The sequence below is a fragment of the Streptomyces sp. NPDC000410 genome, assembly GCF_040300305.1.
In the GTDB taxonomy this organism is placed as follows: Bacteria; Actinomycetota; Actinomycetes; order Streptomycetales; family Streptomycetaceae; genus Streptomyces.
Map to the genome: position 1 here is coordinate 80,222 of NZ_JBEPDM010000030.1, position 12,533 is coordinate 92,754.

General features: G+C 73.3%; 12 protein-coding genes. 6 read left to right on the forward strand and 6 right to left on the reverse strand.

The features are described 5' to 3' along the window. Positions 1-14 precede the first annotated feature (14 nt). The 3 genes from ABT342_RS25730 (at position 15) to ABT342_RS25740 (ending at position 3,905) form a co-directional block, all read left to right on the forward strand. Positions 15-1,352, forward strand: a complete 1,338-nt coding sequence (locus tag ABT342_RS25730; protein WP_351578355.1) for a protein phosphatase 2C domain-containing protein — start codon at positions 15-17, stop codon at positions 1,350-1,352. Positions 1,353-1,617: 265 nt separating this feature from the next. Then, positions 1,618-3,369, forward strand: coding sequence for a pyruvate dehydrogenase (locus ABT342_RS25735; RefSeq protein ID WP_351578357.1), 1,752 nt, complete (start codon positions 1,618-1,620; stop codon positions 3,367-3,369). Between the two features lie 113 nt (positions 3,370-3,482). Then, positions 3,483-3,905, forward strand: coding sequence for an ATP-binding protein (locus ABT342_RS25740; protein ID WP_502965614.1), 423 nt, complete (start codon positions 3,483-3,485; stop codon positions 3,903-3,905). Positions 3,906-3,926: 21 nt separating this feature from the next. Here the strand turns inward: ABT342_RS25740 and ABT342_RS25745 are convergent, their stop codons facing one another. Further along, the gene (locus ABT342_RS25745; RefSeq protein WP_351578359.1) at positions 3,927-4,991 is read right to left on the reverse strand and encodes a DUF2637 domain-containing protein; all 1,065 of its coding nucleotides are present in this window, start codon (positions 4,989-4,991) and stop codon (positions 3,927-3,929) included. A 202-nt stretch (positions 4,992-5,193) separates the two neighbouring features. Then, complete coding sequence (locus tag ABT342_RS25750; protein WP_351578362.1) at positions 5,194-6,051, reverse strand: (2Fe-2S)-binding protein; 858 nt, start codon at positions 6,049-6,051, stop codon at positions 5,194-5,196. 185 nt (positions 6,052-6,236) lie between these two features. Here ABT342_RS25750 and ABT342_RS25755 point away from each other — a divergent pair, with 185 nt between their 5' ends. After that, entirely contained in the window at positions 6,237-7,016 is a 780-nt protein-coding gene (locus ABT342_RS25755; protein ID WP_351578365.1) for a GntR family transcriptional regulator, read from the forward strand. A 10-nt stretch (positions 7,017-7,026) separates the two neighbouring features. Continuing rightward, positions 7,027-8,301 carry a WD40 repeat domain-containing protein gene (locus ABT342_RS25760; RefSeq protein ID WP_351578367.1) on the forward strand — a complete coding sequence of 425 codons (1,275 nt, stop codon included), beginning with the start codon at positions 7,027-7,029 and terminating at the stop codon, positions 8,299-8,301. Positions 8,302-8,404: 103 nt separating this feature from the next. Here the strand turns inward: ABT342_RS25760 and ABT342_RS25765 are convergent, their stop codons facing one another. The 4 genes from ABT342_RS25765 to ABT342_RS25780 all read right to left on the reverse strand — a co-directional run bounded on the left by ABT342_RS25765 (position 8,405) and on the right by ABT342_RS25780 (position 12,043). Further along, positions 8,405-8,785: a hypothetical protein gene (locus ABT342_RS25765; protein ID WP_351578370.1), complete on the reverse strand. Its 381-nt coding sequence runs from the start codon at positions 8,783-8,785 to the stop codon at positions 8,405-8,407. 138 nt (positions 8,786-8,923) lie between these two features. Continuing rightward, complete coding sequence (locus tag ABT342_RS25770) at positions 8,924-9,688, reverse strand: hypothetical protein (protein WP_351578372.1); 765 nt, start codon at positions 9,686-9,688, stop codon at positions 8,924-8,926. A 146-nt stretch (positions 9,689-9,834) separates the two neighbouring features. Further along, positions 9,835-10,299: a hypothetical protein gene (locus ABT342_RS25775; protein ID WP_351578374.1), complete on the reverse strand. Its 465-nt coding sequence runs from the start codon at positions 10,297-10,299 to the stop codon at positions 9,835-9,837. Between the two features lie 25 nt (positions 10,300-10,324). Beyond that, positions 10,325-12,043, reverse strand: a complete 1,719-nt coding sequence (locus tag ABT342_RS25780; protein ID WP_351578377.1) for a PucR family transcriptional regulator — start codon at positions 12,041-12,043, stop codon at positions 10,325-10,327. Positions 12,044-12,330: 287 nt separating this feature from the next. On the opposite strand from ABT342_RS25780, the gene ABT342_RS25785 reads away from it, so the two are divergent. Then, positions 12,331-12,533 (forward strand): FAD binding domain-containing protein (locus ABT342_RS25785; RefSeq protein WP_351578380.1); only part of this gene is annotated, 203 nt, incomplete at its 3' end.

Sequence of the window (12,533 nt, forward strand, 5' to 3'; positions counted from 1 at the left end):
TGGACAATAGGGGCATGAGTCAGCAGGGGGAGAAGCCCGCCACCGCCGACGACGACTGGTGGAAGAGGCTCTACGACGAGTCCGCACCCGACACCGGGCCGTCCCCGGCGTCGGGCGACACCCTCGACGACCGCTTCGACTCCGCGGTCGACACGGTGGGCATCGCGGACCCCGCGTCCGCGCGCCCCGCGCCGCCCGAGGACCGCCCCCGCGCCTGGTGGGACCCGGGCCCGCGCCAGGACCGCGCCGCACCCTGGGAGCCGCCGACCGTCCCCCGTCAGGCGCAGCCTCCCGGCGCCGCCCCCGCACGCCCGGCCGTCCCGCCCCTGCCGCAGACCCCGCCGCCCGCTCCGGCCGCCCCGCCACGGTCCGCCGAGCGCCCCGGCCCCGGGCACGTCGGCGACCGGCCGCCCACCTACGAGGCCGAGCCGACCGCCCTGCCCGCGGCTCACCCGGAGGAGCTGGACGAGGCGGTCCCCGACACCGTGCTCGACGGCGCCAGGTACGGCGCGTACACCCTGCGGGCCGCGTCCGTGCGCGGGGATTCCGCCCGGTACCGGGGAGAGCCGCGCAGGGACGCGCTGCTCACGGCCCGGTTCGGGACGGGGGACGGCGCGCTCGTGCTGGTCGCCGTGGCCACCGGGGCGCGCGCCACCGACGGGGCCCATCTCGCGTCCGCCGACGCGACCCGCTGGATCGGCGGGGCGGTCGGCCGCAGCCACGCCCGGCTCGCCGACGACATCCGGGCGGGGCGGCGCGGAGACCTCAAGTCCGGGCTGCACCGGCTCACCGACCGCGCGTTCGGCAAGCTCCGCGCCCGCGCCGCCGAGCTCGGCGTACCGCCCGAGGAGTACACGGCGAGCCTGCGGTGCCTGCTCCTGTCGGCCGACCCCGCCTGCCGCACCCGGGTGTTCTTCGGCGTCGGCGGGGGCGGGCTCTTCCGGCTGCGCGAGGGCGCCTGGCAGGACATCGAGCCGGTCGTACCGGACGCGGCGGCGGGCGGACCCGTCGTGGGCTACGGCTCGCCGCCCCCGGAGGCCCCCGAGGGCGACCGGCTCACCATGGGCCTGGGGATCACGACACCGCCGTCGCCGTACGTCGAACCGCCCGTCCCGCCACCCGCCGAGCCCTTCCGCTTCCGCGCCTCCGTGGCCCGTCCGGGTGACACCCTCCTGCTGTGCAGCGCCGGTCTCGCCGAACCGATGCGGGGCGAGTCCGAGTTCGCCGACGAGCTCGCCGGCCGCTGGGCGGGCCGACGGCCGCCGGGCCTCGCCGCCTATCTCGCGGACACCCAGCTCAGGGTGAAGGGGTACGCCGACGACCGTACGGCCTGCGCCGTCTGGGAGGCGTAGGGCCTGTCTTTCGGATCGGGCCGGATCAGGGAGCGGGGTCCGGTGCATGGGGTCTCCCCAGGCCCGCAGGGCCTAGGGGACGGATCGCAAGGCGGAGGAGGGAGGCTGGGGGTACCCCCGTGCCCGAAGGGCTACGGGGGAGGAGCCATGGCGACCGACGACAACGCGGCGAGGCGCGGCACCAGGGCACGCGAGCCCGGCCGGATCTGAATGACAGGGCCTAACCCCACAGGCGTATCCGCCGGGCTCGTGGATAGATGGAGCCATGGCCAAGCAGAACGTCGCAGAACAGTTCGTCGACATCCTCGTCCGGGCGGGGGTGCGACGGCTCTACGGAGTCGTCGGCGACAGCCTCAACCCCGTCGTCGACGCCATCCGCCGCAACGCCGCCATCGACTGGATCCAGGTCCGGCACGAGGAGGCCGCCGCCTTCGCCGCGGGCGCCGAGGCGCAGCTCACGGGAAAGCTCGCGGCCTGCGCCGGCTCCTGCGGCCCCGGCAACCTCCACCTCATCAACGGCCTCTACGACGCCCACCGCTCCATGGCCCCGGTGCTCGCCCTCGCCTCGCACATCCCGTCCTCCGAGATCGGTCTCTCCTACTTCCAGGAGACCCATCCCGACCAGCTGTTCCGCGAGTGCAGTCACTACAGCGAGCTGATCTCCAATCCCCAGCAGATGCCACGGCTGCTCCAGACCGCCGTCCAGCGGGCGATCGGCCGCGGCGGCGTCAGCGTCGTCGCCCTGCCCGGCGACGTCGCTTCCCAGCAGGCCCCCGACAAGTCCATCGAGCACGCCCTCGTGACGGCCCGTCCCACGGTCCGCCCCGGCGACGCGGAGATCGACGCCCTCGTCCGGATGGTCGACGAGGCCGACAAGGTCACCCTCTTCTGCGGCAGCGGCACGGCCGGCGCGCACCCCGAGGTCATGCAGTTCGCGGAGCGCGTCAAGTCACCCGTCGGGCATGCGCTCCGTGGCAAGGAGTGGATTCAGTACGACAATCCGTTCGACGTCGGCATGAGCGGACTGCTCGGCTACGGCGCCGCGTACGAAGCCACGCACGCCTGCGATCTGCTCATCCTGCTCGGCACGGACTTCCCGTACAACGCCTTCCTCCCGGACACCGAATCCGGCGTCAGGATCGCCCAGGTCGACGTCCGGCCCGAACACCTCGGCCGCCGCTCGAAGCTGGACCTCGCCGTCTGGGGCGACGTACGCGAGACGTTGCGCTGCCTCACCCCGCGCGTGCGGGCCAAGACCGACCGGCGCTTCCTCGACAAGATGCTGAAGAAGCACGCGGACGCGCTGGAGGGCGTGGTCAAGGCCTATACCCGCAAGGTCGAGAAGCACGTACCGATCCATCCCGAGTACGTGGCGTCCGTCCTCGACGAAGTCGCCGACGGCGACGCCGTCTTCACGGTCGACACGGGCATGTGCAACGTGTGGGCGGCCCGGTACATCACCCCCAACGGCAGACGCCGGATCATCGGCTCCTTCAGTCACGGCTCGATGGCGAACGCCCTGCCGCAGGCCATCGGGGCCCAGTTCACCGACCGGAAGCGCCAGGTGGTGTCGATGTCGGGCGACGGCGGGTTCGCCATGCTGATGGGCGACTTCCTCACCCTCGTCCAGTACGACCTGCCGGTGAAGGTCGTCCTCTTCAACAACTCCTCGCTCGGCATGGTCGAGCTGGAGATGCTGGTCTCGGGCCTGCCGTCGTACGGGACCGGCAACCAGAACACCGACTTCGCGGCGATCGCCCGTGCGGCCGGCGCGTACGGGGTGCGCGTGGAGAAGCCGAAGCATCTCGCGGGCGCGCTCAAGGACGCCTTCAAGCACCGGGGACCGGCCCTGGTGGACGTGGTCACCGATCCGAACGCGCTTTCCATCCCGCCGAAGATCAAGGCCGAGATGGTGACCGGCTTCGCGCTGTCCGCCAGCAAGATGGTGCTCGACGGCGGGGTCGGCAGGATGCTCCAGATGGCACGGTCGAACCTGCGGAACGTGCCGCGTCCGTAACGCCGCGTAAATCGGGATGCGTGGCGACACGGGGGCGGGGCATGCATTTTGGGAGTGCTTGTTCGAGCAGTGCGGCAGCGACGAGGAAGGACCGTTCCGACGTGCGGTGGGGGATGATGACGAGACGTCAGGACAGGTCCGGCTCCGGACGGCTGCGCCACAGCGTGCGGCGCGCGGATCTCACAGCGGTACCGGAAGTGCGGCGTGCCGTGCGCGACTTAGTGAGGCAGTGGGGCGCCCCGGGCTCGGCCGATGTGGCGGAGCTGCTGGTGAGCGAGCTGGTGACGAACGCGCTGCTCCATACCGACGACGGGGCGGTGGTGACGGCGACGGTGGCGCCCGCGCGACTGCGGGTCGAGGTGCGGGACTTCACGCCGGGGGTTCCCGAGCCGCGCAAACCGGAGCCGGACGCCTCGGACGACTGTACGCACGGGCGCGGGCTGGTCCTGGTGCAGAGCCTCGCGGACGCCTGGGGCGTACGGGCGCAGGAGGCCGGAAAGGTGGTCTGGTTCGAACTGGACGGCGGGCAGGCGTGATCAGGCGCCTGCCCGCCGTCTTCAGCCGAACTGCTGCTCGAGGTGCTTGAGCTTCTGCTCCAGCGAGTCGAGTCGCGGCAGTGTCTGGGTGTCGTCCTCCGCGGTCAGGTCCACGGTGATGGGCTCAGTGCCCTTGACGGCCTGGAGGGAGGGCCGGGAGCGGGGCGGCAGCTGTCCGGGCTCGGATATGGCGGGCTCCGCTACCGGCCCGGGGCCCGCCGCGCCGCCCGTCGAACCGGTCACGGTGCCGCTCACGGTGGTGATGTCGACCTGCCGGCCGCCGCGGGCCCGTCCCCAGGCCCGGTGCTGCCGGTTGAGCGCCCGCAGGTGCGCCCGTTCCAGCTTCTCCTGATCGCGCCTGCGCAACCGGGTCTGCTGCTTCTGGCGCCGGTCCTCGCGGACCTCCTCGACCGCCTCGTCCAGCGTCCGTACGCCTTCGAGCAGCATCAGCGACCAGGCGCCGAACGTCTCGCGGGGCGCCCGTAGCCACCGTACGACCCGGATCTGCGGCAGCGGGCGGGGCACCAGCCCCTGTTCGCGCAGTGCCGCCCTGCGGGTCTGCTTCAGCGCGCGGTCGAAGAGCACCGCGGCCGACAGCGACATGCCCGCGAAGAACTGCGGAGCGCCCGCGTGGTCGATACCGCGTGGCGCGTGGACCCAGTTGAACCAGGCGGCGGCGCCCGCGAACGTCCACACCAGCAGCCGGGAGCCGAGTGCCGCGTCGCCGTGGCTGGCCTCGCGCACCGCGAGCACCGAGCAGAACATGGCGGCGCCGTCGAGGCCGAACGGGACCAGGTACTCCCAGCCGCCGGTCAGGCTCAGGTTCTGCCGGCCGAATCCGACCAGACCGTGGAAGGAGAGGGCCGCGGCGACCGCGGCACAGCAGAAGAGGAGTACGTACGAGGCCGTTCCGTAGACCGCCTCCTTGCGTCTGCGCCGCTCCTCGCTGCGCTCCCAGGAGTCGTCGGCCGCGATCTTGTCACCGGCGCGCTTGCCGCGCGCGAGCACCGCAACCGCCGCCACGACCCCCGCGAGCATCACGCCGCCCGGAAGCAGCCAGTTGATCGATATCTCGGTCAGTCTCATTGCGGGGTCCCTTGCATCTGCATCGCGGTGGGGTCGGCCGCCATATTGGCCGAAGTCCCACAGCGGTCACGGGGTTTCGTGGCAAGTGGACGCCAAGGGGGTGCGAGGGCACGCGGATAGGTGCGTTCTGGTCGAACCTCCGCGTGAATGCCGGGAGTTGAGTTCGATTTACGGGGCCTGTGAACCCGGATACGTCACCGGATCAGGCGGTGGCGCTCAGCTTGCGGACCCGGTCCGCGTCGCAGGTGCGCGGACACGTCACGCAGGTGTCCTCGGGTCGCAGTGTGTAGAACAGGCAGCAGCTCGCCCGGTCACGGGTGGGCAGCGATTCGCCGCGCGGACCGGCCAGCTCACGGAAGCCGGCCGTGCCGACGTACGGCTTCGTGGTGCCGGGCAGCAGGGCCTCGAGTTCCGCCATCGCGCGCGACTCCTCGCCGAGCAGGTGCGCGATGTACCAGAGGCCTTCGACGACCTCGTCGGTGACCATGCCCCACAGCGCCCGCTTGCCGCGCCGCATACGCGGGCCGAATCCGTCGAGCACCGGTCCCATGTGCTCGGCGACCGCGTCCCGGACCTCCGCGAGCAGCGCCTCCTCGTCGGGGACGACGCGGGCGCCGGGCAGGGCGGCCGCGGGGTCCGAGGGGAGGCAGGCGAAACCGCGGACGCGGACGGTCATCCGGCCGAGCGCGCGCTGGAGGGCCACGTCCTCCACGGGCAGCCGGGGGACACGGCGGTGCAGGAACCAGGGGACCGTGATCAGCAGGCAGGCGGGCCAGGCGTAGCGGTGCAGGCCGAAACTGGCGACGACATCGGGCCGGGCCTGCTGTCCGTAGTCACGCAGCACCTGCGCGTTGTCCCACGCGAGGAACGCGTCCAGGTCCGCCCCGCCCGCCGAGAGCTCCGCCGCGCCGACCCATCCGCCGTCCTGTGGGGAGCCCGCGCCGTCCGCGAGTTCCTGGACGAGCAGAGTGGGGAACACCTCGGTCAGGCGCGCGTAGGCGTCCGCGACGGGTGAGGTGAGGGCGGGCGGGGCAGCGGGCAGCACGGCGGGGACGGTCATGGAGGGGACCACCGAATCGCGATCGTTAACAGGTTAGCCTTACCTTACCCGATGCGATCGATGTTTGCCCCTCCGTCCGGAGGGGGACACCCCCGGACCCCCTTTTGTCGTTCCGTCCGCCTATGGTGAAGAGCGCGCCCGTGCCACGCGAGCCGGGCTCGCCACGACGCGGGAGGAGGACCCGAGTGGAGCAGGACCGAGCGCGCGGTGCCGCCGCGGCGCACCCGTACGCGCCCCCGGGAACGGCCCCCGCCGCGTCGTACGCCGCCGCCGACCGCGTACGCATCCCCGAACAGGCACGTGGGGAGCACACCCACAGCGAGCCCCCCGCGCCCCGGACCACCGTCCGGCGCCACTCCGTACGCGGCCAGATCCTCCAGGCGCTGCGCGCGTCCCTCGTCAGCGGCGAGCTGGTCCCCGGCGAGGTCTACTCCGCACCGGTCCTCGGCGAACGGTTCGGCGTCTCCGCCACCCCCGTACGCGAGGCGATGCAGCAGCTCTCCCTCGAAGGCGCCGTCGAGGTCGTCCCCAACCGTGGCTTCCGCGTCGTCGAACGAGGCGCCCGCGAGCTCGCCGAGCTCGCCGAGGTCCGCGCCCTCATCGAGGTCCCCGTGATGCTCCGCCTCGCCCGCAGCGTCCCGGCCGCCCGCTGGGCCGAGCTGCGCCCCCTCGCCGAGGCCACGGCGGCGGCCGCGGCGACCGGCGACCGGGCGAGCTACGCCGAGTCCGACCGGGCCTTCCACCGCGCCGTCCTCTCCCTCGCGGGCAACGACCAGCTCGTCGCCATCGCGGACGACCTCCACCGCCGCTCCCAGTGGCCCCTGAGCAGCGCCCCCGTCACCCGGCGCGCCGATCTGGTGGCCGACGCGGCGGAGCACTCGGCGCTGCTGGAGGCGCTTATCGCCCAGGAGCTCACCGTCGTCCAGTCGCTGGTGCGGGAGCACTTCACGGGCGCGGACCGCTGAGGGCGGACCCTTGCCGGACGCGATCGTTCCCCTGGCGGGCCAGAGCGTACGAGGCGCGGTCTGGGCCCTCGCGAACCAGCTCGGAGTGGTGGCGGGCACCCCGGGCGAGCTGATCGCCGCCCTGACCGCGGACGCGCGCCGAAAGGTGGTCGTCCTGCCGGACGCGCACGCCGCCCGCGATCCGGACGCGATCGCCGAACTGGTCCGCGCGCTGAGGGACCTGGGCCACATCCGGATCGTCACCGGGAAGCGCCCGGCGGCGCCGGATCTGCCCCGCACCCCGCCCGACCTGGACGACCCCGCCGCCGTGTGCGCCGAGGATCCGGCCCGGGTGACCGCCGCCTACACGCACGACAGCGACCCGCACGACGGCCACGGAGGCCTGAGGGCCGCCTGGTTCCGGGCCGGCCAGTCGCTGATCCGCGACCAGCCGGTCTCCGGGCGGGCCCTCGTGCTGCTCGCCGCCCTGGGCGACGACGCCGACCCGCGACTGCGCCCGGCCCTCACCGCACTCGCCGCCGACGCCCCCTGGCGCGTCGACTGGACCCGGGTGCGCGGAGACGTCACCCCGCCCTGGCCGGGCCCCGTGGCCGCGCTGGCCCACGGGCCGGGCCGCTGGGCGGGCCATCTGCTCGTATCGGACCAGCGCGGCACGATCCGTTCGCTGGACCCCGCCGACGCCGTGCCCGCGGCCGGCTCCGTTCCCATGCCCGTACGGATCAAGGCACTCGCGCCCCTCCCCGACGGCACGCTGCTGATGCTGGACGAGCGGGGAAGCCCGCACACCCACGGCCGTACGGCCCTGACCGAAGCCGTCGCCGCGACACTGGTGAAGCACCCGGGCACGGCACTGGCGGCCACCGACGGGCTCGTGGTGGCCGGTGACCGGCACGGCTCGCTGCACGCGTTCGGCCTGGCGGGCATGCGTCAGGCGGCCCCGCACCGCGGACGGGTCACCTCCCTCGCCGTGCTCCACGATCCCGCACCGCTGGTCTGCAGCGGAGGCGTCGACGGCACGGTCCGCGCCTGGTCCCCGGGGCGCTCTGCGCAGCGCGCACCGGTCGCCGAGCGCCCCTGCCCGGTGGTCGCCCTGTCGGGCAACGGGCGGACGCTGGCGGTGGCCTGGGCCGACGGCCTCGTGGAACTGCACCGGCACGGCACCGGCGAGATCCTGGGCTTTCACCCAGGGGCGTCGGTCCGGGCGCTCGCGGTGCCCGCGGACAGATCGGTCGTCATCGGTACGGACGAGGCGCTCATCCGCCTGACGGCACGACAGGCGGAGTAACGGCGGTGTAGGTGGCGGGCGATGACCTGGCCTCCGCCGTACGCCATGCGATCGGCGTTATTCGGCCACTTCCGGGCGGTCGGCAACACAGGCCCCACGGGCCTCAGCGCGTCTCTTCGGCCGCCGGGGCGGCCGCCGGGGCGGGCGGCGCTGCGGGCGTCTCGTCGGGCAGCGGTGCGGGCGTCTCGTCGGGTGCCGCGGTGGGCGCCTCCTCGGGCGCCGATGCGGGCATTTCCCCGGGCGTCTCCTGGGGCGCTCGACGCCCCCGCCACCACGCGAAGGCCCCGAACGCCCCCGCGGCGACCAGCGCGCCCACCTTCACACCGAGCTTGGTCGCGAACCAGGCGGCGCCGAAGGAGAATCCCCAGTCCTGCCACCACACGATCCCAATGCCCGCCAGTGCGACGAGAATTCCCGCCACGACGCCCATGACGGTCCTCGTCCGCGCCTTCTTGTCGGCGTGTTCCCCCGTGTGCACATCCATGGGGATCACGCTAGGCGTCAGGGCACCCGGCCCCCGTCCGCCTGAAGGACGGGACGTCCGCCAACTTTCGTCGCGCACGGGGCGGGTGGCCCGAGCCGAAGGTCTCACGAGCCGGGCCCGCCACCGGCCGACCGGTCGTCAGACCGCCGGGGCGGGGGGCGTCAACTGGTCGGCCAGCCAGGTCGGTACGCCGCCCAGCAGCCGGAACAGCCGCATAGCCTCGGCCCGCAGCCGGCCCGCCTCCGGCTCCGGCTCGGTGTCCGCGAGCGCGGCGAGCGCGGGGGCCGTGCCGATCAGATAGCCCAGCTCCTCGCGGATGCGCAGCGACTCCGTGAACCCGTGCCGTGCTTCGGCGAGTTCGCCGTCGCGCAGGGCGAGGGCCGCCAGATGCCGCCAGGTGAACGACAGCAGCAGTGTGTCGCCATGGGTGACGGCGCCCGCGTGGGCGCGGTGGTAGGCGGCGCGGGCGGCCTGCGGCGAGTCGGCGAGGTGTTCGGCGATCAGGCCGCGGCGGAAGTCCAGCAGCGGGCGGCCCGGCGCCGCCGGGGCGAGCAGGGCCGCCGCCCGGCCGAGCGCGGCACGGGCCTCGTCGGCGCGGTCGCGCACCCCCAGCACCGTGGAGGAGTACGCGAGCTGTCCGCGCTCGCAGGCCGCCGCGCCCCGCTCGTCGTCGTCACCGGCCTCGGCCTCCGCCGTACGCAGGGCGTCCTCGGCGTCCGCCCACCCCTTGCCGGTGAACAGGCAGCGCTCGACGAGGAGCGAGGCCCGCTGGAGGGTGAGGGCGGGAGAGCCCACGTGCCGTTCGAGCAGGGCCGCCGCGTCGGTCCAACAGCCGCGCGAACGCAGCCGCCATACCGCGGTCTGGAGGGGATCGTCACCTGCAGTGGTTCCGGAACCAGACATGGCGGTATGCGCCACATTGCCCTCCCCGAGCGCGCCATTGTGCTGTTGAGTCAGACCGAATCTCAGCATGGATCGGCACGCCGGGCCAAGGGTTCTGGTGAATCAATTCACAATCGTCGGTTGACGGAAAACCGTTCGATGGCCGGTCAGCCGGCGGCCGACCGGGCGAACGAGGCCTCGACCACCTGGTAATCCAGGCCCTCCATGAGGTTGTCCATGGCCAGCAGCAGCCCCTCGGGCGTGGCGCCGAGCCGGATGCGCCAGCCGGCCTCGGTGCCGTACGCCCCCTCCACGGAGGCGGCGCCCTCCGCGTCGAGCACCCCCGTCAGACGCATCGCCTGCGGTTTCTGGTGCCAGGTGTCCACCCACAGCGCCTCGATGGCCCCCGGTGCCTCGCCCTCGGACAGGACCAGCAGGCCCTCTTGGGGCTCGCCCTCGTGCGACCACGCGTACGCGATCTCGTAGGCGTGGCCGCCCGCGTGCCGGGTCACGGTCGCCTCGGCGGGCGAGACGTCGTACGCGTCGTCGGGCATCAGCCGCAGCCCCTTGGTGCCGGTCCACCGGCCGAGCCAGGGGAACATCGTCGCGTCGAGAGCCGTCTGCCGTGTCATGTCCGTCCGCCGTCTCCGCTCGGGATCAGCTCATTCGCAGGGCCAGGAAGAAGTCCAGCTTGTCCTCCAGCCGGGACAGATCGCGACCCGTGAGCTGCTCGATCCGGCCCACCCGGTAGCGCAGGGTGTTCACGTGCAGGTGCAGCCGGGTCGCGCAGCGGGTCCAGGAGCCGTCGCAGTCGAGGAACGCCTCCAGGGTGGGGATGAGCTCGGCGCGGTGGCGGCGGTCGTAGTCGCGCAGCGGGTCCAGGAGCCGCGCCGTGAAGGCCCGGCGCACGTCGTCGGGGACGAACGGCAGCAGCAGGACGTGCGAGGCCAGCTCGTGGTGGCCGGCCGCGCACACTCTGCCGGGCCGGGCGGCGGCGACACGGCGGGCGTGCCGGGCCTCCTCCAGGGCGCCGCGCAGGCCTTCCGCCGAATGGACGGCCGCGCTCACGCCGAGCGTGAGGCGTCCGTCGTCGGCGAGGCCCGCCGAGAGCGGCTCGCGGACGGCGGCGAGGAGCGCGTCGGCGTGCAGTCCCGCGTTGTCGGTGCCGAAGCCGGTCGGGGCGTCGAGCGGGGTGTCGGGCTCGATGGCGGGCGGGAGGCTGGTCGAGGGCAGCGGGACCAGCGCGATCGCCTCGTCGCCGGTGTGGGCGACCGCGATCCGGTCGGCGGACTCCGAGCCGACCGTCGCCGGGTCGACGAGGATCTCCTCCAGGAGCGACTGGGCGACCGGACCGGCCTCGATGGTGGCCCCGCCCTCCTGCTCCCACTCCACGCGGGCGACGACGACCTGCCAGTGCGGCGCGGTGCCGAGGCCCGGGAGCAGCACGGGCGCGGCGACCCGCAGCCGGGCGGCGATCTCGGCGGGCGCGGCGCCCGTCTGGACCAGTTCGAGGACTTCCTGGGCGAGCCGGCGGCGCACCGTACGGGCCGCCTCGCGCCGGTCCCGTTCGACCGCGATCAGCTGGGTGACGCCCTGGAGCAGATCCAGCCGGGCGGCGGGCCAGTCGGAGGCGTCGGCCTCGACGGCGAGCAGCCAGTCGGACAGGACGGTCTCCCGGACGTCACGCGCCGCGGGCGCGGCTCCCCGGCCCGTGTTGCGGATCGGGAACAGCGAATAGGTCGCCCCGGCGGCGTTGGCGCGGTGCGGACCGCGCCGGCCCGTACGGGTCGCGGCCAGATGGTCCCCGGCGAGCGCCGCGCTCACGGCGGGGGACAGGGGCTCCCCGGCGCCGGCGATCTGGCGGCCGGTGGGGGAGAGGACCCAGGCCCGAAGGTCCAGGTCGGAGCCAAGGAGGTCGAGGACCACCTCGGGCCCGCCGCCCGCCGGTCCGGAGGTCATCAGCCGCCGGTGCCGGTCCACGACGGCGGCCAGGTCCCCGGCCCGCTCGCCGGACACCTGCCGCACCACGTACTCGGTGATGCTTGCGAAAGCGACGGACTCGTTGACCGCGAAGAGCGGCAGCCGGTGGCGTACGCACGCCTGAACGAGGTCGTCGGGGATGTCGCCGAGTTCTGCCTCACCGGCTGCGAGGCCGGCGACCCCGGCACTTGCGAGAATACGTACAAAAGGCTCGGAATCGTCGGCGTCGCGTCGCCAGGCGAGCCCGGTGAGGACCAGCTCACCGCCCGAGAGGTAGCGGCTCGGGTCCCGTAGGTCGGTCGTCATCACGCCGCGGACTGTGCGGTCCAGCTCGTCGTCGCCGCCGAGGAGCCGCAGTCCCAGCGCATCGGTTTCCAGGAGTGCGCGCAGCCGCATCTCGTCGCCGCCGATCTGTCTCGTTGTTGCCGTTGGACTGGTCTGAGGGGTGTGCCGTTGGTGTCAGGAGGAAAACGGAGAGGTAGCTGAGTTCCCCCTTTCGTTCGAATCTACAAGACGTGGGTGGCCACCAGCCAACTCCTTCATGTTTTCGGTGACTGCACCGGGCGGGTCCCGGCTTGTGTACTTGGGCCAACCGCGTTAACAGGACATGAATAACCCGTCGAGGGACCGGCCGTCCCGGGCCCCTGCGAACGACCGAATCACGTAGTAGAAGAGAGCCACTCATGGACTTCCTTCGCCCCGCCAGCTGGGAGGAGGCGCTCGCCGCGAAGGCCGAGCACCCCACCGCTGTGCCCATTGCGGGTGGCACCGACATCATGGTCGAGATCAACTTCGACCACCGACGGCCCGAGTACCTCCTGGACCTGAACCGCATCGTCGAGCTGCGCGAATGGGAGGTCGGCGAGGAGAACGTCCGTCTGGGCGC